Here is a 22,610-nt window from a genome sequence, read left to right as displayed (position 1 = left end):
ATGCTGGGTCGCCGCGGTTTCCTGGCATCATTGGCTGCGGGCGCGATTGCGCCACGTCTGTCATGGGCCGATGCCGGGGCACCGGCCATCCTCGGCGCGGCGCGCGAACCAGACGGAAGCTATGCTCTTTTCGGGATCGGCGCTGACGGATCCGACCGGTTTCGTGTTGCGCTTCCCGCGCGGGGACATGCGGGTGCGGCACATCCAACCGCCCCCGAAGCGGTCGCCTTTGCCCGCAGTCCGGGCACTTTCGCCGTGGTGTTGAACTGCGTCACCGGCGAAGTCATCGCCCGGCTGACTGCACCGCAAGGACGGCATTTCTATGGTCACGGAACATTCATCGCCAATGGCGACATCCTGTGCACATCGGAAAACGACTATACCACCGGGCAGGGCCGCATCGGCATGTGGTCACGCCGCGAGAACTGGCGCCGCATTGCCGAAATCGCAACCCATGGCGTCGGCCCGCATGAAATCAAGAGCATGGCCGATGATATTCTGGTCGCAGCCAATGGCGGTTATCGCAGCGACCCCGCCCGCCCCGGCGAAAAGCTGGATGTGGACCGGATGCAGCCGAACCTGTCCTATGTCAGCCCGGACGGCCAATTGCTGGATCAGGTCGAACTGGAGCCCGCGCTGCGCCAGAACTCGATCAGGCACATCTCGTTCGGTCGCGACGGTCTGGTAGCCTTTGGGATGCAATGGCAGGGGGATCCTGCCGATGGCGTGCCATTGCTGGGCCTGCACCGGCGCGGACAGGCCGCGATATTGGACGCCATGCCCATCCACGAAGCCATCGCGATGCAAGGCTATGTCGGATCGGTCGCATTCGACGCCACCCGAAAATCAGTCGCCATCAGTTCGCCCCGCGGGGGACGGGTGCAGATCTTTGACGATCAGGGCACCCATCTGCACAGCATCCTGCGCGAAGATGTATGCGGCATAGCACCCGCCGATCACGGCTTCTTCCTGTCCGATGGGCTTGGGGGGCTGATCCTTGCCGACAGTTCATTACGCCCGCTGGCCAAACACGACCGCCGCGCCTGGGATCATCATCTGGTGCCTGTGCCGATCTGACGCCCACATCGGGCCAGCATCACGGTGCGATCGCCTTGATCCGCCAGATGTCATCGACATAGCCACGAATGGTCCGATCCGATGAAAAATAGCCCGACCGCGCGATATTCAACGCCGCCATCCGATCCCATTGACGATGATCGCGAAATGCACGGTCCACTTGGCGCTGGCTGTCGAAGTAATCGCCGAAATCGCTTGCGACAAGGAACGGATCATCGTTCCAGCTTCTGTCCAGAAGCGCGAAATAGGGGTCCGGCCTTCCCCCCGAAAAGCGCCCTTCGGCGATCATCTGTAACGCATTTCGCAAATCGTCATTCGCTTCGATCGCGGCACGCGCATGGCCCGGCGTGGCCATCACCGCCCCAACCTCATCCGCCCTCAGCCCGAACAAAAAGAAGTTCTCGGCGCCGACATGTTCGCGAATTTCGACATTTGCCCCATCCAGCGTGCCGATCGTCAGGGCGCCGTTCATGGTGAACTTCATGTTGCCCGTGCCCGACGCCTCTTTGCCGGCAGTCGAGATCTGTTCGGACAGGTCGGCAGCGGGGATCAGCCGCTCTGCCATCGAGACATTGTAGTTGGCCGGATAGGCGATCTGCAGGAATTTCGAGGTCGCCGGATCGTTGTTGATCGTGGCCGCGACATCATTGATCAGATGGATGATTGTCTTTGCCAGCCAATAGCCCGGCGCAGCCTTGCCGCCAAATATCTTGACGCGAGGCGTCCAGTCGCCATTGGGATCGTCATGGATGCGGCGCCACAGGGCAATGGCCTCCAGAATGTTCAGCAACTGCCGCTTGTATTCGTGGATGCGCTTGACCTGCACATCAAATATCGCATCAGGATCCGCGACGACGCCCAGTTCGCGCAGCATGCCATCGGACAGCCGGACCTTGTTGGCGCGCTTGGCTGCACGCAGCCGGTCCAGAAACGCAGCATCTGCGGCCATCGGCTCCAACGCGTTCAACCGGTTCAGATCGGCGGTCCAATGCGGGCCGATACTGTCATCCAGCAGGCCCGACAATGCAGGATTGGCCAGACGCAACCAGCGACGCGGCGTGACGCCGTTTGTCTGGTTCAGGATACGGTCAGGATGCAAGCGATGCAGGTCGCCAAACACCGTGCTTTTGACCAGATCGGTATGCAGCGCCGACACCCCATTCACCCTGCCCGCCATGACAAAGGCCAGCTCTCCCATATGCACCTGATCGTCGCGCACGATCGCAATGTGATCGGGGCGGCCGCTGGTGTTGCGATGATCCTCGTCGATCATCTGGATAATCTGCATATGGCGGGGCAGCACCCGCCCCATCAGCCAGGTCGACCAGCGCTCCAACGCCTCGGGCAGCAGGGTGTGGTTGGTATAATTCAGCACCCCACGCGCCAGGTCACACGCATGGTCAAATGCAAGCCCGTGATCATCCATCAGCAATCTGATCAGCTCGGGGCCGGCGATTGCGGGATGTGTGTCGTTCAGCTGAATCGCGACCTTCTGGGGCAACAGGTCCAGATCGTCATATTCGGCAAGAAACCGGTGCAAGATGTCCTGAAGCGCCGCCGATGTCAGAAAGAATTCCTGCTTGAGCCGCAGTTCCTTTCCCGCCTCGCTGCTGTCATCGGGATAAAGCACCCGCGACAGGGTCCGCGCCAGGATCTCGGATTCGGCGGCGGCCACATGCTCGCCTGCATTGAAACGATGCAGATCAAAGGGCGTGGCCGCATGGCCCGCCCAAAGGCGCAGCGTGTTCGCCCATGCTCCGTTCCAGCCGATCACCGGCATATCATAAGCACGGGCAACAACCTGTTCTTCGGGGTGCCAGACCATATGGCCGTCAATGTCCCGGACATGCCCCTTGAAGCCGATCAGATAGCTGTCATCGGCACGACGGATTTCCCAGGGATTTCCCTGTTCCAACCAGTCTTCGGCCTGCTCTACCTGTTGGCCGGCTTCGAAGCTTTGCCTGAACAGGCCGTGTTCATAGCGGATCCCATAGCCGAAAGCCGGCAGGTTCAGCGAAGCCAGAGATTCCATGAAACAGGCCGCTAACCGCCCCAACCCGCCATTTCCAAGGGCGGCGTCGGGTTCGTCATCCAGGATTTCCCGCTTGTCCAATCCCAGCTGATCAAAGGCCCGATCCATCGCCTCATCAAGCCCAAGATTGATGATGGCATCACCCAGAATGCGGCCGATCAGAAATTCCATCGACAGGTAATAGACCCGCTTTGCCCGCTGCGCCCGGGCCGCGCGATCCGCCGACAACCAAGGCTCGACAATCAGGTCGCGGATCGTCAGGCTGACCGACCGCCGCCAGTCGGATCGCGATGCGCATTCCGGGTCGTGGCCTTGCGTATAGGTCAGGTGATGCAAGATCCGGTCTTGAAGCGTCTGGGCGGAAAGAAGCGGTGTCAAACGGACCTCATGCACTTGGAACTATGAAACAGCGGGCACCGCAACCAAGGGGGCCGGGATGTCCCGCCGGACCATGGCGCGAATGCAATATCCGACCTGTTGCCAGCTTTCGCCCCCAATGCAAGCCTTTGTTGCCCCCGTCATGGTTTCGACGCAACGCCTGAACATGGCGCGCCAGCCGACCGGGCGTCCGTGGCACCGGGATCACACGATGTGAAAACCACTACACTGTCGCGTTCGATGGTCTCGCGGGACCGGGCCAACCGATCAGGCTGATCGTCACTGGCGGTATCCAGCTGACGTCGCCACCGTCCCCCCTTGACGGTTTCGGGCAGCCGGACCTGTGTTGTCGGCCCAGCGTTGAACACCACGAACACCGCACCGGGCAACGATGCGTAATCTGGCGTGCCCGATGCCATGCGCATCTCTGCCGCCAGCAGCCGCAATTCGGGGTTGCTCCAATCCTCACTGCGCATCGGCGAGCCATCGGCGCGCCGCCAGAACAGGTCGGGCAAACCGTCCTGCGCGCGCGGTCTACTGTGCAGAAACCGCTTTTGCCGCAATATCGGATGGGCTTTGCGAAAGGCGATTGCATGGCGGCAAAAGGCCAGGAACTGCGGATCGCCCTGCCCCCAGTCGAGCCAGCCAAGCTGGTTATCCTGGCAATAGGCGTTGTTATTGCCATTCTGCGAATTGCCCAGTTCGTCCCCGGCAAGGATCATCGGCGTGCCCTGCGACAAAAGCAGGGTCGCCATCAGGTTGCGCCTGCGCCGGGCGCGCCGTTTCAGAATGTCCGGGTCGGCACTTGGCCCTTCGACTCCGCAATTATCCGAGACATTGTGATCATGGCCATCGCGATTTTCCTCGCCATTGGCGTCGTTGTGCTTTTGGTCATAGCTGACGGTGTCCATCAGCGTGAAACCGTCATGCGCCGCGACGAAATTCACCGTCGACGTCGCGTGGCGGCCGTCATGGTCGAAGCGTGCCGCCGATCCCGCGATACGCTTGGCCAGCTTTCCGACAAGACCGTGATCCCCCCGCCAGAACCCCCGGATCTGGTCCCGAAATCGGTCGTTCCATTCGGCAAACGGGGCAGGATAGGCGCCAAGCTGATAGCCATCCGGCCCAAGATCCCACGGCTCGGCAATCAGCTTGACCCGGTTCAGGACGGGGTCCTGCCGGATCGCACGAAAGAACGGCCCATCCCTGTCGAAAACCCCATCGCTGCGCCCCAGAACCGAACAGAGGTCAAAGCGGAAACCGTCAACATGCATGACCTGCACCCAGTAGCGCAGGGAATCCATGACCAGACGCTGCGCAAAGGGATTGTCCAGATTCAGGACATTTCCGGTTCCCGCATCATTCACGTAAAAGCGCCGGTCCTCTGCCAGACGGTAATAAGCCGCATTGTCCAGACCCCGCAGATTCAGCGTCGGACCCAGTTGATTGCCTTCGGCGGTGTGGTTGTACACGACATCCAGAATGACCTCGATTCCAGCCTTGTGGAAACGCGCGACCATCTGCTGAAATTCCGATATGTCGCCGTCACGCATATAGCGCGGCTCGGGCGCGAAAAAGCCATAGGACATATAGCCCCAGTAATTCGTCAGCCCCTTGCGGGTCAGAAAACGATCATCGGCAAAGGCATGCACGGGCATCAGCTCGACCGTGGTTATTCCCAGGTCGTTCAGATGTTGCAGGATCGGTTCGCTTGTCATGGCCAGATAGGTGCCGCGATCGGCAATATCACGACGACCGGCCGTCATGCCCCTGACATGGGCCTCGTAGATCACCGTGTCTGTCTTCGCGTGATTGGGCGGACAATCATCGGCCCAGGCGAAACTTGGATCCACGATCACCGAACGCGGCATGAAAGGCGCACTGTCGCGGTCATCAAAGCTGAGATCGCCATCCGGGTCATCGGCACGATATCCAAGCAGCGCATCGTGATTTTGCGGTGTTCCCGTCAGACGTTTGGCATAGGGGTCCATCAACAGCTTGTTCGCGTTGAAGCGATGCCCTTCCGATGGACGATAGGGACCATGCGCACGATAACCATATCTCTGCCCCGGTTGCAGGCCCGGAACATAGCCGTGCCAGACATGGCCTTCGCGTTCGGGCAAATCGACACGCGTTTCCATGCCCCGGTCGTCGAACAGGCACAGCTCGACCCGTTCGGCATGCTGCGAGAAAATTGCAAAGTTCGCACCCGCGCCGTCGAAGCTGGCGCCAATCGGCGTTGGGCGACCGGCAAGGATCCTGGGGTAGCCTGTCATTCGGCGACGACAAGCTGACGATACAGATCCGCATAGGCGCTGGCCGATTGATCCCATCCAACAGGTTGGTTCATGGCATTCATCTGCATCTGCCGCCATGTTCTGCGATCTGCATAAAGGGCGCAAAGCCGCGTCAGGGCGTGGCGCAGCGTATCGGTGTTTATCGGCGAAAACTGCACGCCCGTCGCCACCCCGCGCGCCAAGGCTGCGGGCGACGCATTGATCACCGTATCCGCCAGCCCCCCCGTCAGTGCGACCAGCGGAATGGTGCCGTATCGCAGACCGTAGAGCTGCGTCAGCCCGCATGGCTCGAAGCGCGAAGGCACAAGGATCGCATCGCCCCCGGCAATCATCCGGTGCGAGAACGCTTCGTCATAACCGATGCGCACCGCCACACCCGGACCAAGCGCCGCCTTGGCAAAGGCGTCTTGCAAATCTGCGTCGCCCGACCCCAGCAACGCCAGCTGACCACCGCCCTCCAGCAGGGTCGGCAATGCCTGCAAGACCATGTCCAACCCTTTCTGATGGGTCATGCGCGACACGATCACGCAAAGCGGCCCATCGCTTTCGGGCAGACCCAGCTCATCGCGCAAGGCGGCCTTGTTCGCCTCTTTGCCCTCGGGGGTGTCGTAACCAAAGATCAGCGGATCGGTGGCAGGTGCCCAGACATCCTGATCGATGCCATTCAGGATCCCGACCAACGAATCGCGACGGTGGCGCATGACGCCATCAAGGCCCATGCCGAATTCCGGGGTCATCAGTTCTTCGGCATAGCGGGGCGACACCGTGGTCAACCGATCAGCCCCCATCAACCCGGCCTTCAGCGCGGAAATCGCGCCCCAGAACTCATACCCTTCGCTGTGGAACCGCGATGGATCCAACCGCAGATCATGCAACCGTCCGGGATCGACAGGCCCCGTAAACGAGACATTGTGGATGGTCAGCACTGTGTGCGGTTTCGCGCCCTCCGTCTGGTGCAGATATTCTGTCACCAGCCCGGCCTGCCAATCATGTCCATGAAGAACCTGCGGCTGCCAGCCACCCGCACCCCGGGCCCCGATCTTCGCTCCGACCCATGACAGGGCCGCGAAACGTTCCGGATTGTCGGGCCAGTCGCGCCCGTCCGGTCCCAGATAGGGGTTGCCATCACGCCTGAACAAATGCGGCGCATCAATCACCAGAAGGTCCAGCCCCGCCGCCTGACCGGCAAGCAGCCGCGCCGGTGCCCCGAACAAATCGTCGTAATCCTCGATGATGGCCGCATCGGACAAGGCCGCCATCACCGCAGGATAACCCGGAATCAAGGTCTGCATCTGCACACCCCGCCCCGCCAAGGCCGCGGGCAAGGCCCCGGCCACATCGGCAAGGCCGCCGGTTTTTACCAATGGCGCGCATTCAGACGTAATGGAAAGAACCTTCATCAGATCTCGGCCGCTCGTTTGTCCAGCATTTTCTGGGTAATCAGTGTCACGCCACCTTCGCTGACGCGAAACCATCTTGCATCTTCGCGGGGATCTTCGCCCACGATCAGCCCTTCAGGGATGACCACGCCGCGATCGATCACGGCATTGGTCAGCCGTGCCGAGCGATGCACCGTCACATAGGGCAAGGCCACGACATGATCCAGCGACGCATAGGAATTGGTGTGCACATGGGTGAACAACAACGAATTCCTGATCTCGGTGCCCGAAATGATACAGCCCCCCGACACCATCGAGGACACCGCGATTCCACGCCGTTTCTGTTCGTCATGGATGAATTTGGCCGGAGGCACGCTTTCGGAATAGGTCCAGATCGGCCAGTCACGATCCCACAGGTTCAGTTCCGGGGTAAAATCGGTCAGGTCGATATTCGCCTTCCAGAACGCATCGACGGTGCCAACATCCTTCCAATAGGCAGGCTCCGAGGGCGCGCGCACGCATGACACGTCAAAACGATGCGCCATCGCCTTGCCGTGCCTGACGATGTCGGGGATCAGGTCGGTGCCGAAATCATGGGTCGAATCCGGGTTCTGGGCATCGCGCAGAAGCAGATCACGCAGGAAAGTCCAACTGAACACATAGATTCCCATCGAGGCCAGCGCCTTGTTCGGATGATCCGGCATTGCCGGGGGATCGGCGGGCTTTTCCAGGAACGAGGTGATCCGTCCCGTATCATCGACGGCCATCACCCCAAAGGCCGAGGCTTCGGCGCGCGGAACCGTCAGGCAACCGATGGTGACATCAGCGCCGCTTTCGACATGCTCGCGCAGCATGATCTCGTAATCCATCTTGTAGATGTGATCGCCCGCAAGGATGATGACGTAATCCACGTCATAGCTGTCGACGATGTCGATATTCTGCGCGACCGCATCGGCGGTGCCGCGATACCAGTGTTCCTCGGACATGCGCTGGCTGGCGGGCAGGATGTCCAGAAATTCGTTCCGCTCGGCCCGAAAGAAGTTCCAGCCGCGCTGACAATGGCGGATCAGGCTGTGGGCCTTGTACTGGGTGGCGACGGCGATCTTGCGGATGCCGCTGTTCATCGCGTTGGACAGGGCGAAGTCGATGATCCGGGTCTTGCCGCCGAAATAGACGGCGGGCTTGACGCGCCGGTCGGTCAGTTCCTTCAGGCGGCTGCCACGCCCCCCCGCCAGAACAAAGGCCATCGCCCGGCGGGTCAGTCGTTTCGTCTCGGCCATGTCAGATCCTCCCCAATGATGTCAGTCGTCGGCCGTAAAGATCACCACGGACAGCGGCGGCAAGGTCACCGCCATCGACGCAGGCTGTCCGTCCTGTGCGGGCCCATCTGCCGTGACGCGCCCCAGATTGCCCAATCCGCTGCCGCCATAGATCGCGGCGTCGGTATTGATCGCCTCGCGCCACGATCCCGCGCGCGGCACCCCGATCCGGAACCCATCGCGCGGGACCGGGGTAAAGTTGCACGCCACCACCACCGGCGGGTCGGCGTCGTCACCGCGACGCAGCCAGATATAGGTGGATTGATCGGCATCGGTCGCGATCCACTGGAACCCGTCGACATTGCAATCCTTCAGATGCAGCGCGGGTGTTTCGCGATACAGCCGGTTCAGGTCGCGGATCAGCGCCTGCACGCCCTTGTGCGGCGGCTGTTCGGCGGCATGCCAGTTCAATTCGCCATTGTGGTTCCATTCCTCGGGCTGGGCGAATTCGCAGCCCATGAACAACAGCTTCTTGCCCGGATGCCCCCACATGAAGCCGTAATAGGCCCGAAGATTGGCGAATTGCTGCCATTCGTCGCCGGGCATCTTGCGCAGCATGCTGCCCTTGCCATGCACGACCTCGTCATGGCTGATCGGCAGGATGAAACTCTCGGAAAACGCATACATCAGACCAAAGGTCATCTGGTCGTGATGGTATTTGCGATGCACCGGGTCCTGCTGGATATAGCGCAGGGTGTCGTTCATCCAGCCCATGTTCCACTTGAACCCGAAGCCCAGCCCGCCGGTATCGACAGGCGCCGAGACATTCGGAAAGGACGTGCTTTCCTCGGCCACGGTCATGATGCCGGGGCATTCGCCATAGCTGATGACATTCATGTTCTGCATGAAGGCGATGGCTTCGTAATTCTCGCGCCCGCCATCGCGGTTCGGCACCCATTCGCCATCCTTGCGCGAATAGTCGCGATACAGCATCGAGGCGACGGCATCCACGCGCAGCCCGTCGATATGATATTCCTGCAACCAGTACAGTGCGTTCGAGATCAGGTAATTCTGCACCTCGGTCCGGCCATAATTGTAGATCAGGGTGTTCCAGTCCTGGTGAAACCCCTCGCGCGGGTCGGCATGTTCATAAAGCGGCGTGCCGTCGAACCGTGCCAGCCCATGCGCATCGGTCGGGAAATGGCCCGGCACCCAGTCCAGCAGAACACCCAAGCCCGCCTGATGCGCGGCATCGACCAGATCGCGGAATTCATGCGGCGGGCCGAACCGGATCGTCGGCGCGTAAAGGCCGACCGGCTGATAGCCCCATGAGCCGTCAAAGGGAAACTCGCTGACCGGCAACAGTTCCAGATGGGTAAAGCCCATATCCTTGGCATAGCCGACCAGATCGCGGGCCAGCTCCTTGTAGGACAGGGGCCGCCCGTGATCGTCCCAGCGGCGGCGCCAACTGCCCAGATGCACCTCGTAGATGCTGATCGGGGCCTGATGGTCCTGTATTTCGCTGCGGGTCGCCATCCACAGGTCATCCCGCCAGCCAAAGCCGGAGATGTCGCGCACCACGCTGGCTTTTTCGGGGGGATGCTGGCTGCCGAAACCGACCGGATCGGCCTTCTGCATGACCGAGCCATCAGCGCCGAGGATCTCGTATTTGTACAGCTCCCCCTCGGACAGGGATGGCAGGAAGATTTCCCAGACGCCGGAACCGCCGATGCGCCGCATCGGATGGCGGCGGCCGTCCCACTGGTTGAATTGGCCCACCACCGAAACTCGTCGCGCATTGGGCGCCCAGACCGCGAAATGCGTGCCCGCGACGCCCTGATGGGTCATCACATGCGCCCCAAGCGCCTGCCACAGCCTGCGATGCGTCCCCTCGCCCAGAAGATGCAGATCAACCTCGCCCAGGACCGGATCGAACCGATAGGGGTCGTGAAATTCCCACGCGACCCCGCCGCCCGACACCGCCCTCAGCCGATAGGGCCCGGCCCCGACCGGACCCGCGAACAGATCGCCCTTGATGCGGGGCAAGGGCATCTCGCCCGTGTCGGTGATGGCCGACAGCGACGCGATATCGGGGTGAAAGGCCGTGACCCACCAGCGGCCCTTGTGCTTGTGCGGTCCCAGCACGTCGAAGGGCCGATCGTGCTGCCCCGCGCCCAGCAAAGCCAGATCACGTTCCGCGATGGGTGAAGGATTCGGCATCTCGCTCATACCCGCACTGTAGCCTGCGCAAGTTTTCACACAATGCGCATGTGAACGCTAACTTCCACTTTCCCTTGCTGCCGGTGTCGTGCTTGTCTGGCCCCGACACGCATCACGGGACAGGAGTTTCCGATGACCGAATGGTGGCGAGACGCGGTGATCTACCAGATCTATCCCCGCAGCTTTCAGGACGACAATGGCGACGGGATCGGCGATCTGCGCGGCATCACGCGGCGGCTGGATCACGTGGCCGCGCTGGGGGTGGATGCGATCTGGCTGTCGCCGATCTTCACCTCGCCGATGAAGGACATGGGCTATGACGTGTCGGATTATACCGATATCGACCCGCTGTTCGGCACGCTGGCAGATTTCGACGCAATGGTCGCGCGGGCGCATGATCTGGGCCTGAAAGTCATCATCGATCAGGTCATCAGCCATACCAGCGACAAGCATCCCTGGTTCGAGGAATCGCGCCAAAGCCGCAGCAACCCCAAGGCCGACTGGTATGTCTGGGCCGATCCCAACCCCGACGGCACGCCGCCGACGAACTGGCCCTCGGTCTTTGGTGGGCCGGCCTGGGAATGGGAACCGCGCCGCCGACAGTATTACCTGCACAACTTCCTGATCCAGCAGCCGGACCTGAATTTCCACCACCGCCCGGTGCAGGATGCGCTGCTGGACACGATGCGCTTCTGGCTGGACCGGGGCGTCGACGGGTTCCGGCTGGACACGGTGAACTACTATTTCCACGACGACAAGCTGCGCGACAACCCGCCCAACCCCGACGCGGACGGGCCGGAAACCTATGGTTATCAACAGCATATTCATTCCAAGAACCGTCCCGAGAATATCGGCTTTCTGAAACGGCTGCGGACGCTGACCGATGAATACGACGCGCGGATGATGGTGGGCGAGGTCGGCGATGGCGGCGACACCGCGATCCGCATCATGGCCGAATATACCGAGGGCAGCGACCGTCTGCATATGTGCTACAGCTTTGAAATGCTTGGCCCCGCCTTTACCGCCAGGCATTTCCGCCATGTGATCGAGGGCGTGCAGAAAGGCGCGCCCGACGGGCATTCCTGCTGGTCCTTTTCCAACCATGACGTGCCGCGCCATGTGACCCGCTGGGGCGATCACGCGCTGAACCGGGACGATCTGGCGAAACAGGCGGCGGCGATGCTGCTGTCCTTTCCCGGCTCGGTCTGTCTTTATCAGGGCGAGGAGCTGGGCCAGACCGAGACCGAGCTTGTCTATGCGGAGCTAACCGACCCCCCGGCCCTGCGCTTCTGGCCCGAGGTGAAGGGCCGCGACGGCTGTCGCACGCCGATGGTCTGGGACGACAGCCTGCCAAATGCGGGTTTCACGACGGCAACGCCCTGGTTGCCGGTCAAGACGGAACAGGCTGCCCGCGCCGTGTCACGTCAGGGCGGCGACAATGGCGGCGTTTTGGGTGCCTATCGCGCCATGCTGGCCTTTCGCCGCGCCCAGCCCGCCCTTCGCTGGGGTGCCACGCAATTTCTGGACCTGCCCGAACCCTATCTGGCCTTTCAGCGCCGGCATGAAGGGCACATGATCACCTGCCTGTTCAACCTGTCGCCACGCGCAAGCCAGATCCGTTTCGAATTTTCCGGCGACCTGATCGGCCCATCGCAGGCAACAGTCGACGCGGGGCAGCTGGTCTTGCCGGCCAACGGCTTTGCCTTTATCGCAAACGGCTCAATCCACGTCGCGACAGAAGAATAGCTGATAGCCCAGATACAGGCCCGATGCACCAAACAGGATCGCCCAGAACGGGCTGCCCATGTACAGCTCGACTCCGGCCCAGATCAAAGGCAGTGCAACACAGACAATTCGCACCCAGCGGGGGCGAAAGAACGGCGCATTGGGATCGACCAGCATCGTGTTTTCCTCAATCGATGAAATGCCGGTCTATCTGAAAGCCGCCAGCATTACAGCCCTTGTTGCCAGGGAGGAGTGCCGGAAAAAGCCGCCGCCAGATGATCGACGAGTAAACGGGTCTTGCGAGGCATCGGCCGAACCGGCGGCCAGACCACGCTGACGGGCAACACGCTTCGCGCCAGATCGGGCAGCACATTGACCAGACGGCCATCGCGCAATGCGTCATGCACGATGAACAATGGCAACAAGGCAAGGCCAATCCCCCCGATCGCCATATCCCGCATGGCTTCGCCATTATTGGCGCTGACACGGGCACGCGCAGGCAGGGGAACCGCGGGTTCAAAGGGCCAGATATCGGCCAGACGGGCGTTGCGATAGCCAATGATGACGTGATCCGGCAGATCCTCGGCCCGTGTTGGCGAACCATGGGTTACCAGATAATCGGGGCTTGCGACCAGCATCCTTGGATCTTCACACAGGCGCCGCGCCATCAGCGTGCTGTCCGCCAATACACCGATGCGCAGCCCGGCATCGAACCCCGTCCGCGCAAGATCGCGCAGCTGATCGTCATAATCCAGACTGATCGCCAATCCGGGATGAGCCTTGGCGAAATCCGCGATCACAGGCCCAAGATGGCGGATTCCGAAACTCATCGGTGCGGCGATGGCGAGACGACCGCGCAATTCCCGTTCAGGTCCGGCCAGATCTTCGGTCGCGGCGATCATTTCCGCCAGCGCGGGGCGTAAACGGCGCGCCAAGGCATGCGCCTCATCTGTCGGGGCGATCCGACCGGCATGGCGCAGGAACAAAGGCACGCCCAGCACCGCTTCAAATTCACTGATACGTTTGCTGATCACCGATTTCGACAGATCCAGCCGCGCCGCCGCGCCCGAGATGCTGCCCGCATCCAGAACCGACAGAAATGTCTCGATATCATTGATGCTCCAACTCATACCCGGAACAGTAGCCCGATGACGCGCGTTCGCAATATGCGAATGCGGCGTTGCATGTGCAGGCAGTGCCATCGCCCCGGCTGATCGTCCATATTCCGGACAAGCAATCATTCAAGGAGGCTGCGCCATGCAGTTGACCGGCATACATCACCTGACCGCGATTACCGCGGACGCAGCGGGAAACAACCGCTTCTACACGCAGACGCTCGGGCTGCGCCGGGTCAAGAAAACCGTCAATCAGGATGACGTCTCGGCCTATCATCTGTTTTTTGCCGATGGCGCGGGCAGCCCCGGGACCGATATCACCTTCTTTGACTGGCCCGCCGCGCGCGAACGCAGGGGCACCCGATCGATCAGCCGCACCGCCCTGCGCGTCGATGAAGACAGCCTTGAATACTGGGCCGGACGTCTGGCCGATCTGGGGATGTCGACCGGCAGGATCGACAGGCAGGACATTCGTGCCGGACTGGATTTCGAGGATCCGGAAGGTCAGCGATTGCGCCTTGTCGCCGCGCCCGATCCTGCGGGCGTTCAATGGCCTTCCAGCCCCGTTCCCGCGCAGCACCAAATTCACGGCCTGGGTCCGATCACCATATCCGTGCCTGAACTTGCCCCCACCGACACATTGTTGCGGCAGGTCATGAACATGCGACTGGATCGCGATTATGCCAGCCCCGATGGTGTCGGCCAGGTCCATGTCTATTCCATGGGCGATGGCGGCGGCGCGGCCGAATTGCATGTCGCCGTTCAACCCGATCTGCCGGTCGCGCGTCAGGGCGCCGGCGGCGTGCATCACGTCGCCTTCCGCGTGCCGGGGAAACCCCAACTCAGCGAATGGGCGCGACATCTTGGCAATCATCGCGTAGCCAACACGGGCGAGGTCGAACGCTACTATTTTCGCTCACTCTACTTCCGTGAACCCGGCGGCAACCTGTTCGAACTGGCAACGGACGATCCCGGCTTCGACGTCGATGAGCCGCGGGACAGAATGGGCGAAACCTTGTCCCTGCCCCCGTTTCTGGAAGACCGGCGGGCCGAGATCGAGGCCGGACTGAAACCGCTTGACTGATCGGCGGACCGGCGATGACATCATTGGCGCAACGAAAGGAAAGGATCCATGACCACCATTCTCGGCCTCAGCGGCAGCCTGCGGCGCGCCTCGTTCAATACCGGGCTGCTGCGCGCGGCACAGGAAACGGCCCCCGAAGGGGTAAGGATCGACATCGGATCAATCAGGGATGTCCCCTTGTATGATGGCGACCTTGAAGAAGCAGAGGGTATTCCTGCAGCGGTGTCACAACTGACTGGGGCGCTGGCACAGGCCGACGGCCTACTGTTGGCAACGCCGGAATACAACAACGGCATTCCCGGCGTGCTGAAAAATGCACTGGACTGGATGTCGCGCGGTGACGGGCTGTCGATCCTGCGGGGCAAGCCTGTTGCGATCATGGGGGCCTCGCCCGGCAGTTTCGGCACCACATTGGCGCAAACCCATTGGCTGCCAGTGATTCGCACGCTGAACATGCGCCCCTATTGGGAGGGCCGCCTGATGGTGCCCAAGGCCGGTGACCTGTGCGACGGGAACGGCAATCTGACCGATGAGCGAACGCGCAAGCGGGTTGCCGATTTCATCGCAGGCTTTGCCGGGACGATATGACCGCCGTCCCGCCAGCACCCCGACCGGCAGACCCATCGATACGGAGCAAGAGATGACGCTGAAGACCCCTCTGGATATCTCGAACTTTTGGTTCGCCGCCGAAATGCAGCCTTACTGGTTCAAGAAATCAGACGATATCGACCGCCAGATCATCCAGCTATTCGCCGAAACCTACGAAGCCGCTCATGCCGGCAGGTTGTCGGATTGGGCACATGATTGCGAGTCGGCGCTTGCGCTGGTGATCGTGCTGGACCAGTTTCCCCGGAACATGTTCCGCAACTCGTCGCGCAGCTATGAAAGCAATGACCTTGCACTGACCGTTGCCAGACGGGCGCTTGAAAATGGCTGTGACGGCAAGGTCGATCCGACGCGCCGGCAGTTCTTCTATCTGCCCTTCATGCATAGCGAAGATCTGGACGATCAGAACAAGTCGGTTGCCCTGTACGAAGCCTTGGGCAATGCGCATTCGCTGCATTTCGCGAAAGAACATCGCGATATCATCGCGCGATTCGGCCGATTTCCTCACCGCAACGCTGTTCTGGGGCGCCAGAACAGCCCCGAAGAGGAAGCCTTCCTGAAAACCCATACCGGGTTCTAGAATGGCATCGAATTCCGCCCGAAGTGGTGACACCCGCCGCCGAACCTGCCCATAACGACAGGCCGGCCTGTAAACCTTTGCGTGTATTAAAGATTGCGGCAAACCTGCCATGAGGCTAGGTTTGCCGCGTGCGATGTTGCGCCTTTTGTTTTGTCACGAGTTACCGTCCGCCCAGGCGCGCGGACCCCAAGGAAAAGTCAGATGCCCTGCATTCGCTGCCGCCCTGATACCCTGCCTGCAACCCGGTCGAGCTGCCGATCATGAATGAACAGATCGATCTTCTGGACACAGATGAAGGGTCCAGCTTCCCGCCCGAAGCCGTTCCGCTGATCGTCGATCTTGACGGAACACTATGCCGCACGGACACCCTGCATGAAGGGCTGCTGGGGCTTTTGGGGCGTGATCCGGCCAAAGCGCTGCGGCTGCCGGTCTGGCTGCGCGAGGGCAAGGAAGGATTCAAACGGCATGTGGCTGACGGACATGTTCTGGACCCGGCCTTGCTGCCCTATGATCAGGACGTTCTGGACCTGATCCATCAGGCCCGCGATCAGGGCCGACCGGTGGCGCTGGTCTCGGCGGCGGATCACCGTCAGGTCGAGGCGGTCGCGGATCATCTGGGCCTGTTCGATCTGGCGTTGGGAACGGGCAGCCCGGTCGCCGAGGGAAATCTGCGCGGCGCCGCCAAGGCCCGCTTTCTGGCCGAAAATTTCGGCGAAGGTTGCTTTGACTATATCGGCGACAGCCGCACCGACCTGCCGGTCTGGGCCGTCGCCCGCCGTGCCTATGGCGTCAGAACCGACGCCAAGGTTCAACGCGCCGCTGCAGGTCAGGGAACACCGCTGGAAACGCTCGGGAACGATGCGGGCTGGCCGGTCCGGGCACTGATCCGGGCGTGCAGGCCACATCAATGGGCCAAGAACCTGTTGATCCTGTTGCCGGTCCTGACAGCACAGGATTTTTCCCAGCTTCCTGCCGCCTTGCTGGCCATGCTGTGCTTTTCGCTGGCCGCCTCGGCGATCTATATCATCAATGATCTGGTCGACCTGCCTGCCGACCGCGCCCATCCACGCAAGCGGTTGCGCCCCTTTGCCGCGGGGGCGGCGGATGCGCGACAGGGGCTGACGATTGCTGCCGGCCTGCTGGTTCTGTCACTCTTGTCGGCCATCATCCTGTTGCCCGGCGCATTCGTTGCCACGTTGATTGTCTATTTGCTGGCCACCTCTGCCTATTCCTTCTGGCTTAAACGCAAGATGGTTGCAGATGTCCTGGGGCTGGCCGGGCTGTATACCCTCCGGATTGTTGCGGGCGCGGCCGCGACGGGCATCATCCTGTCCCCCTGGTTGCTGGTGTTTTCGATGTTCCTGTTCTTTTCGCTGGCTACCATCAAGCGGCAGGCCGAACTGGAAGACATGGCAAAACGGGGCGCGGACAAGCCGGCCGGGCGCAACCTGATTGTCGCCGATCTGCCCATTCTGCAAGCCATGTCCATCGGCGCGGCGCAGGCGGCAGTGCTGGTCTTTGCGCTGTATTCCCAGGACCCCGAGGTCCAGACGCAGTTCGGCCAACCGGACCTGTTGCTGTTCATCTGCCCGGTCCTGTTCTTCTGGCTGGGTCGCATGCAACTGATGACGCGGCGCGGCTTCATGACCGATGACCCGATCGTCTTTACACTGCGTGACCGGGTCAGCCTGCTTAGCGGCGTCACCATGTTCGCGATCTTCGCGCTGGCCGCGCGTGGAGGTGTCGCATGAACGTCAATCGCGCTTTCTGGATGATCCTTTGCGCCGGTATGGCATTGCGCATTCTTTGGGCGATGCTGGTGCCCGTCGAGCCTGTCTCTGACAGTTGGGCCTATCATCAGTTTGCGCGCAATCTGGTCGATCACGGCATATATGGCTGGTCCCCGACCGAACCCACGGCCTATTGGGCCGTCGGCACCGCTGCGGCAATTGCTTTCACCTATCTGTTCACGGATGGGTTCTGGGGCGTGGTCCTGCTGAACCTGGCGGCCAGCCTGCTGGCGATCCTGCTGACATTTCAGCTGGCCAGCCGCTATTTCGGCGCGGCTGTCGGCATCGTCGCCATGGCGCTTGTCGCATTCTGGCCGAACCTGATCTTTTTCACGACGGTTCTGTCCAGTGAGCTGTTCTTTATCGCCCTGAGCCTTGCCGGCCTGTTCTTCTGGCAACGTCCGTCGGGAAGCCCGATGGCAAACCTGCTGGTTGCCGGGCTGGTCTGGGGTATCGCGGGCTATGTTCGCCCCGTAATCCTGCTGGTGCCTGTTACCCTTGCGCTGGTCGATTTGGCACATGGGCCGCGCCGGTTTCTGGTCACGGCACTGGAAGCGGCAATCGCCGTGTTTCTGATCATGCTGGTGGCGCTTCCCTGGACCGCACGCAACGACCGTATGCTGGGCGCGCCGGTGATGGTGTCGACGAATTTCGGACCCAATCTGTGGATGGGCAACAACCCCGACAGCACGGGCGGCTACATGCCCCTGCCCGCCGAAGTCGAAACCATGTCCGAAATCGAACGGGCCGAGTATCTGAAAGACGAAGCCAAGACATTCATCACCCAGAACCCGCTGGACGCGCTGAAGCTGATGGGCATCAAGCTGGTCAAGCTGAACAATCGGGAAACCATTGGCGTGGTCTGGAACAATGACGCTCTTGAACCGCGTATCGGCAATCACGGCATGACCCTGCTGAAGCTGGCATCGACCGGGTATTGGTATCTGATCCTGCTGGGCGGGTTTGCGGGCATCGCCACGCTTGTGGCACGCACCGGCTGGATCGCGGCCTTTTTCAACCCGCCGGTGGCGTTATGGGGGTATTACACGTCGCTTCATGCGGTGGTTGTGGCCGAGGACAGATACCACATGCCCAGCTCGGCCTTCATCGCGATGCTTGCCGCGGTGACCCTGGTGTCGATGGCGCAGAAACGCACACAGAAATCACTCAACCGGATAGCTATGGCATGATGAACCACTGGGTATTGATCTTTGTCGCCGCCGGATCGAACGTGGCGCTGAATCTTTTCCTGAAAAAAGGCGGGCAAGGGCTGGATACCAGTGGAATGTTCCCGCTGATCCTGTCGATCCTGAAATCCGGCTGGATGTGGCTTGCGGTGATCAGCGCCGTGGCGCTGCTGACGGCGTTCGTCTCGGCCATCCGGGTCTATTCGCTAAGCATGACCTATACTGCAGTGACCGCAGTGGCGATGGTGACCCTGACCATGATCGGCGCGCTGTTCCAGCAAGAGGTCATCGGCCTGACCCGCGTTGCCGGGCTGGGGCTGATTGTTGCCGGGCTGGTGGTCACGGCCATGGCCGGCAATGTCGGCTGATCACTGCGTCATCGCCAGCGCATCCAGATAACCCGCCGACCACCAGGAAACATCCTGCTCGACCACACCGCGCAACAGGATCGAATGGCGCTGGCGACGTTCATTGGCGGTCATGCACATGGCGCGGGCCATCGCCTCGGACATTTCCCAAGGATCATGGGGATTGACGATCAAGGCTTCGCCCATCGTTTCGGCGGCACCTGCAAAGCGTGACAGGATCAGCACACCGGGATCGGACACGTCCTGCGCGGCCACATATTCCTTGGCAACCAGGTTCATGCCATCGGCCAATGGCGTGACCAGCCCGATGCGGGCCTGTCGATACAGACCGGCCAGCACATGCCGGGGAATGGGCCGGTGAATAAACCGGATCGGCGTCCAGTTCACGGTCGCAAACTGCCCGTTGATGCGCCCCGCCAGATGTTCGGTTTCCTCGCGAATATCGCGATAGGCCTCGACAGCCTCGCGTGTTGGCGGAGCGATTTGCAGAAAGGCGATCCTCTCGTGCAGCTCGGGGTGGTTTTCCAACAACAGCTGGAATGCCCTGAACCGTTGGGGGATGCCTTTCGAGTAATCCAGACGATCAACGCCGATCATCATCTGTGCCCCGGTCAGGGTACGCATCCGGTCTTCTTCCTGCGCATTGCGTGCTTCGGCAATGAAGGATGCCGTGTCGATCCCGATGGGAAACACATCCCGCCGCAACATGCGACCGCAAAGACGGATGCGATTGCCATCGAGATGCTCGATCTCGGCCAGCTGGCGTGCGCTTTCGGTGAAATTCGAAAGATCGCGCTGCGCCTGAAATCCCAGCAGATCGTATTGCGACAACCATTCGAACAGCTCATGCGGGTTGGGCATCGCCGCGCAATCGGCCGGCCCCGGAAAGGGAATGTGCAGAAAATGCCCGATAGGGTTGCGCACACCAAGGGCCCGCAGCTCTGCTGCAAGGGGGAACAACTGGTAATCATGGACCCAGATACGGTCATCCGGACGCAGATGTTCGACCATCAGGCGGGCGATACGTGCATTCACCCGCCGGTATCCGTTGGCATGGTCGGGCACAATATCGGTCAGGTCCGCCCGGCCATGGCACAACGGCCAGAGAACCGAATTCGAGAACCCCAGGTAATAGGCGTCGTGATCGGCATCGGCCAGATCGAAAGACGCTCTCTGGAACGGGGCGCCGTCATGAAAGGTCAATGTGTCGCTGGGTTGCGCGACCGTCTCGCCTGAGAAACCGATCCACAACCCGCCAGAGCTGCGCAAGGCATCATCCAGGGCCACGACCAGCCCGCCCGAGGGGTTGTCGCCCAGGGGCAAGCGATTGGATATGACGACAAGCCTGCTCATGACCGCACCCCATCCGACAGCCACGCCGCCAAGGCCGCAGGATCGCCCAGACGGTGCCGGGCACCGGTCTTGCCAGAACCGATCTTGATCGCAAAGCCACCCAGGCGCTGCGCAGCCTCCATCGCCACCTCATCGGTCAGATCATCGCCGATATAGACCGGCCTGCGTCCACGAAACGGCGGGTCGGACATCAGCCGGATCAGCGCCTTGTCCTTGCCCACACCGTCGGGTCGCAGCTCGATTGCCATCTTGGCGGGCTGCAAAACCAACCCGGCATATCGCGACAGCAGTTCGCCCGCGATCTCTTCGGCCCGGTGTCTCAGCCCCGGATTGGCCCGATAGTGCATGACCACGCCATGCGGCTTCTGTTCGATCAGGATGGCAGGTTCGGTGGCACTCAGCGTGGCGGCATCGCGATGCAGGGCCGCCACATCCAGATCAAGCCCATGCGCCGTTTCCGTGTCACCCCCGTTCAACGACAATTCTGCGCCGTGGCTGCCTGACATTGCGCCGGGAAAATCCGGCAGATACCGACGCAAATCCGCAATGCTGCGCCCCGACACCAGGGCAAGCGCCCCGCCCTGTCGCCGAAACAGATCACGCAAGAGATCCGGCAACCCCGCAGGAACGACAATGGCATCTGGGCGCGCGGCGATCTCGACCAGGCAGCCATCGAAGTCCAGGAACAACGCGGCATCGTCAGGCAGTTCGGGCGGATTCATTGATCGGCAACTCCTTGAACCAAATGGCGGGATATCACGAAAACACGCGACGCGCGGTTTGGTTCACAGCCCGGTCACCCCACCATGCAAACCAGCCCGGTCGCCTGCAAGGCTCAGTATTCCACCCCTGCCTGTGCTTTTACGCCCGCACGGAAAGGATGCTTGACCATGGCCATTTCGGTCACGAGATCAGCAGTTTCTATCAGGATTTCCGGCGCGCCGCGCCCCGTCAGCACGACATGTGTCATTTCCGGCTTTTCAGCGTTCAGGAAATCAACCACGCCTTGGGGGTCCAGATAGCCATATCGCAGCGCGATGTTGATCTCATCCAGCAAGACCATGCGGATCGACGGATCGCGGATCAGGTCCCGCGCCTTGGCCCAGCCGGCGCGGGCCGCGGCAATGTCACGCGACTTGTCCTGCGTTTCCCATGTGAAACCTTCGCCCATGGCATGAAACTGGCACAGATCCCCGAAATTCGAGGTCAGCAGGCGCCGCTCGCCCGTGTCCCACGATCCCTTGATGAATTGCACCACGGCGCAAGGCATCTCGTGGGCGATACAGCGCATGATCATTCCAAAGCCCGAACTGGATTTGCCCTTGCCCGCCCCCGTATGCACGATAACCAGCCCTTTTTCACCGGTCTTGGTTTCCATCATTCGATCGCGCGCGGCCTTTTTCCTGGCCATTTTCTGCGCGTGACGCGTCTGTTCTTCGGCCGGAACATCGTGGGATTCGCTCATGTGATCGCCCCTTTTGCTTGACAAATCACGCCGTCCTGCGATTGGTGAAGGCGCGTTGGTTCCTGTCCTATGACAGGCGAAGAGGGAATGCGACAGGTGCACAACCTGAAAGCAGCCGCCCCCGCGACCGTGACCGGAAAGGTCGCCCATGTCCACTGGCATCAGCCGGGAAGGAAGGGCAACCGCTGGGGAAACCCTGAATCCGCAAGCCGGGAGACCTGCCAGCGTTGAAAGTTGACCGGCGAACGGGGTGTTTCGCGACCGGCAGGCAAGGTGCTGGCGTGAACGGTCCCTTGTCCTTCTGGCCCCGCCCCCCTGCAAGCCGCCAGGAATGAGGGCCGCGATGCGCGCGATTTTGCATGTCTGTACCACCTGCCGGGGCCAGTCGGCCGAACCGGTCGATCCGCGCCCGGGCGCATGTCTGCACGCTGCCCTGTCATCATCGGCGCTGCCCGAAGGCGTCGAACTGCGCGCCGTTGAGTGCCTGTCGGCCTGTTCGCAAGGGTGTTCGGTCGCGCTGAGTGCGCCGGGGAAATGGACCTATGTCTATGGTCGGCTGACCCCCGAAGACGGGGCCGACATCCTGACCGGTGCTGCCGCCTACGCCGCGACCGATGACGGCCTTGTTCCCTGGCGCGAACGCCCGGTGATCTTTCGCAAGCAAAGCATCGCACGCATCCCCCCACAGGAGTGAT

At 61.5% G+C, this 22,610-nt stretch carries 19 protein-coding genes and 1 riboswitch; of the genes, 9 read left to right on the top strand and 10 right to left on the bottom strand.

Translation table 11 applies throughout. The features are described from left to right. Positions 1–1,077 carry a DUF1513 domain-containing protein gene (locus PAF17_RS06550; RefSeq protein WP_271888293.1) on the top strand — a complete coding sequence of 359 codons (1,077 nt, stop codon included), beginning with the start codon at positions 1–3 and terminating at the stop codon, positions 1,075–1,077. A gap of 19 nt (positions 1,078–1,096) precedes the next feature. On the opposite strand, the gene PAF17_RS06545 is transcribed toward PAF17_RS06550, so the two are convergent. The 5 genes from PAF17_RS06545 to glgB all read right to left on the bottom strand — a co-directional run bounded on the left by PAF17_RS06545 (position 1,097) and on the right by glgB (position 10,651). Further along, a complete protein-coding gene (locus PAF17_RS06545; protein ID WP_271888292.1) occupies positions 1,097–3,487 on the bottom strand; it encodes a glycogen/starch/alpha-glucan phosphorylase in 2,391 nt (796 codons plus the stop codon). A 140-nt stretch (positions 3,488–3,627) separates the two neighbouring features. Further along, positions 3,628–5,763 carry a glycogen debranching protein GlgX gene (gene glgX, locus PAF17_RS06540; protein WP_271888291.1) on the bottom strand — a complete coding sequence of 712 codons (2,136 nt, stop codon included), beginning with the start codon at positions 5,761–5,763 and terminating at the stop codon, positions 3,628–3,630. Further along, a complete protein-coding gene (gene glgA, locus PAF17_RS06535; protein ID WP_271888290.1) occupies positions 5,760–7,184 on the bottom strand; it encodes a glycogen synthase GlgA in 1,425 nt (474 codons plus the stop codon). Before glgA ends, glgX begins: the two co-directional genes overlap by 4 nt. Then, a complete protein-coding gene (glgC, locus tag PAF17_RS06530) occupies positions 7,184–8,443 on the bottom strand; it encodes a glucose-1-phosphate adenylyltransferase (protein ID WP_271888289.1) in 1,260 nt (419 codons plus the stop codon). Before glgC ends, glgA begins: the two co-directional genes overlap by 1 nt. Positions 8,444–8,464: 21 nt before the next feature. Further along, positions 8,465–10,651, bottom strand: a complete 2,187-nt coding sequence (gene glgB / locus PAF17_RS06525; protein ID WP_271888288.1) for a 1,4-alpha-glucan branching protein GlgB — start codon at positions 10,649–10,651, stop codon at positions 8,465–8,467. A gap of 123 nt (positions 10,652–10,774) precedes the next feature. On the opposite strand from glgB, the gene PAF17_RS06520 reads away from it, so the two are divergent. After that, entirely contained in the window at positions 10,775–12,388 is a 1,614-nt protein-coding gene (locus tag PAF17_RS06520; protein WP_271888287.1) for an alpha-glucosidase, read from the top strand. Here PAF17_RS06520 and PAF17_RS06515 read toward each other — a convergent pair. Further along, the gene (locus tag PAF17_RS06515) at positions 12,362–12,544 is read right to left on the bottom strand and encodes a hypothetical protein (protein ID WP_271888286.1); all 183 of its coding nucleotides are present in this window, start codon (positions 12,542–12,544) and stop codon (positions 12,362–12,364) included. The genes PAF17_RS06520 and PAF17_RS06515 overlap by 27 nt on opposite strands. Positions 12,545–12,594: 50 nt before the next feature. Next, complete coding sequence (locus PAF17_RS06510) at positions 12,595–13,497, bottom strand: LysR family transcriptional regulator (protein ID WP_271888285.1); 903 nt, start codon at positions 13,495–13,497, stop codon at positions 12,595–12,597. 127 nt (positions 13,498–13,624) lie between these two features. Between PAF17_RS06510 and PAF17_RS06505 the strand changes: the two genes are divergently transcribed. From PAF17_RS06505 to PAF17_RS06480, 6 genes are all read left to right on the top strand, one after another. Then, entirely contained in the window at positions 13,625–14,566 is a 942-nt protein-coding gene (locus PAF17_RS06505; RefSeq protein ID WP_271888284.1) for a ring-cleaving dioxygenase, read from the top strand. Between the two features lie 48 nt (positions 14,567–14,614). Then, positions 14,615–15,154, top strand: a complete 540-nt coding sequence (locus PAF17_RS06500) for an NADPH-dependent FMN reductase (RefSeq protein ID WP_271888283.1) — start codon at positions 14,615–14,617, stop codon at positions 15,152–15,154. Positions 15,155–15,206: 52 nt separating this feature from the next. After that, the gene (locus PAF17_RS06495) at positions 15,207–15,752 is read left to right on the top strand and encodes a DUF924 family protein (protein ID WP_271888282.1); all 546 of its coding nucleotides are present in this window, start codon (positions 15,207–15,209) and stop codon (positions 15,750–15,752) included. A 260-nt stretch (positions 15,753–16,012) separates the two neighbouring features. Further along, positions 16,013–17,503, top strand: a complete 1,491-nt coding sequence (locus tag PAF17_RS06490; RefSeq protein ID WP_271888281.1) for a UbiA family prenyltransferase — start codon at positions 16,013–16,015, stop codon at positions 17,501–17,503. Then, positions 17,500–18,732 (top strand): glycosyltransferase family 39 protein, encoded by a 1,233-nt coding sequence (locus PAF17_RS06485; RefSeq protein WP_271888280.1) that lies wholly within the window; start codon positions 17,500–17,502, stop codon positions 18,730–18,732. The genes PAF17_RS06490 and PAF17_RS06485 overlap by 4 nt, the downstream gene beginning before the upstream one ends. Then, positions 18,729–19,097: a hypothetical protein gene (locus PAF17_RS06480; protein ID WP_271888279.1), complete on the top strand. Its 369-nt coding sequence runs from the start codon at positions 18,729–18,731 to the stop codon at positions 19,095–19,097. Before PAF17_RS06485 ends, PAF17_RS06480 begins: the two co-directional genes overlap by 4 nt. Here PAF17_RS06480 and PAF17_RS06475 read toward each other — a convergent pair whose 3' ends face one another. The 3 genes from PAF17_RS06475 to cobO form a co-directional block, all read right to left on the bottom strand. Further along, complete coding sequence (locus PAF17_RS06475) at positions 19,098–20,450, bottom strand: alpha,alpha-trehalose-phosphate synthase (UDP-forming) (protein WP_271888278.1); 1,353 nt, start codon at positions 20,448–20,450, stop codon at positions 19,098–19,100. Beyond that, entirely contained in the window at positions 20,447–21,172 is a 726-nt protein-coding gene (gene otsB, locus PAF17_RS06470; RefSeq protein ID WP_271888277.1) for a trehalose-phosphatase, read from the bottom strand. The genes PAF17_RS06475 and otsB overlap by 4 nt, the downstream gene beginning before the upstream one ends. Before the next feature lie 113 nt (positions 21,173–21,285). Next, a complete protein-coding gene (cobO, locus tag PAF17_RS06465; protein ID WP_271888276.1) occupies positions 21,286–21,915 on the bottom strand; it encodes a cob(I)yrinic acid a,c-diamide adenosyltransferase in 630 nt (209 codons plus the stop codon). A 39-nt stretch (positions 21,916–21,954) separates the two neighbouring features. Further along, positions 21,955–22,155: riboswitch (cobalamin riboswitch) on the top strand. Between the two features lie 103 nt (positions 22,156–22,258). Here cobO and PAF17_RS06460 point away from each other — a divergent pair. Then, positions 22,259–22,609 carry a DUF1636 domain-containing protein gene (locus PAF17_RS06460; RefSeq protein ID WP_271888275.1) on the top strand — a complete coding sequence of 117 codons (351 nt, stop codon included), beginning with the start codon at positions 22,259–22,261 and terminating at the stop codon, positions 22,607–22,609. Position 22,610: the final 1 nt, after the last annotated feature.

This window comes from Paracoccus onchidii, from assembly GCF_028294535.1.
GTDB classification, from domain to species: domain Bacteria; phylum Pseudomonadota; class Alphaproteobacteria; order Rhodobacterales; family Rhodobacteraceae; genus Paracoccus; species Paracoccus onchidii.
The sequence above is the reverse complement of the archived record's forward strand: the minus strand, read 5'-3'. Positions and strand labels throughout refer to the sequence as shown.

Excerpts from the sequence above, each read along its gene's own strand:
- PAF17_RS06460 (WP_271888275.1), top strand. The coding sequence starts at position 22,259 with ATGCGCGCGATTTTGCATGTCTGTACCACCTGCCGGGGCCAGTCGGCC.
- otsB (WP_271888277.1), bottom strand. The coding sequence starts at position 21,172 with ATGAATCCGCCCGAACTGCCTGACGATGCCGCGTTGTTCCTGGACTTC.
- PAF17_RS06495 (WP_271888282.1), top strand. The coding sequence starts at position 15,207 with ATGACGCTGAAGACCCCTCTGGATATCTCGAACTTTTGGTTCGCCGCC.
- PAF17_RS06520 (WP_271888287.1), top strand. The coding sequence starts at position 10,775 with ATGACCGAATGGTGGCGAGACGCGGTGATCTACCAGATCTATCCCCGC.
- cobO (WP_271888276.1), bottom strand. The coding sequence starts at position 21,915 with ATGAGCGAATCCCACGATGTTCCGGCCGAAGAACAGACGCGTCACGCG.
- PAF17_RS06550 (WP_271888293.1), top strand. The coding sequence starts at position 1 with ATGCTGGGTCGCCGCGGTTTCCTGGCATCATTGGCTGCGGGCGCGATT.
- glgX (WP_271888291.1), bottom strand. The coding sequence starts at position 5,763 with ATGACAGGCTACCCCAGGATCCTTGCCGGTCGCCCAACGCCGATTGGC.
- glgA (WP_271888290.1), bottom strand. The coding sequence starts at position 7,184 with ATGAAGGTTCTTTCCATTACGTCTGAATGCGCGCCATTGGTAAAAACC.
- PAF17_RS06475 (WP_271888278.1), bottom strand. The coding sequence starts at position 20,450 with ATGAGCAGGCTTGTCGTCATATCCAATCGCTTGCCCCTGGGCGACAAC.
- PAF17_RS06485 (WP_271888280.1), top strand. The coding sequence starts at position 17,500 with ATGAACGTCAATCGCGCTTTCTGGATGATCCTTTGCGCCGGTATGGCA.
- PAF17_RS06480 (WP_271888279.1), top strand. The coding sequence starts at position 18,729 with ATGATGAACCACTGGGTATTGATCTTTGTCGCCGCCGGATCGAACGTG.
- PAF17_RS06515 (WP_271888286.1), bottom strand. The coding sequence starts at position 12,544 with ATGCTGGTCGATCCCAATGCGCCGTTCTTTCGCCCCCGCTGGGTGCGA.
- PAF17_RS06510 (WP_271888285.1), bottom strand. The coding sequence starts at position 13,497 with ATGAGTTGGAGCATCAATGATATCGAGACATTTCTGTCGGTTCTGGAT.
- PAF17_RS06490 (WP_271888281.1), top strand. The coding sequence starts at position 16,013 with ATGAATGAACAGATCGATCTTCTGGACACAGATGAAGGGTCCAGCTTC.
- PAF17_RS06505 (WP_271888284.1), top strand. The coding sequence starts at position 13,625 with ATGCAGTTGACCGGCATACATCACCTGACCGCGATTACCGCGGACGCA.
- glgC (WP_271888289.1), bottom strand. The coding sequence starts at position 8,443 with ATGGCCGAGACGAAACGACTGACCCGCCGGGCGATGGCCTTTGTTCTG.
- glgB (WP_271888288.1), bottom strand. The coding sequence starts at position 10,651 with ATGAGCGAGATGCCGAATCCTTCACCCATCGCGGAACGTGATCTGGCT.
- PAF17_RS06500 (WP_271888283.1), top strand. The coding sequence starts at position 14,615 with ATGACCACCATTCTCGGCCTCAGCGGCAGCCTGCGGCGCGCCTCGTTC.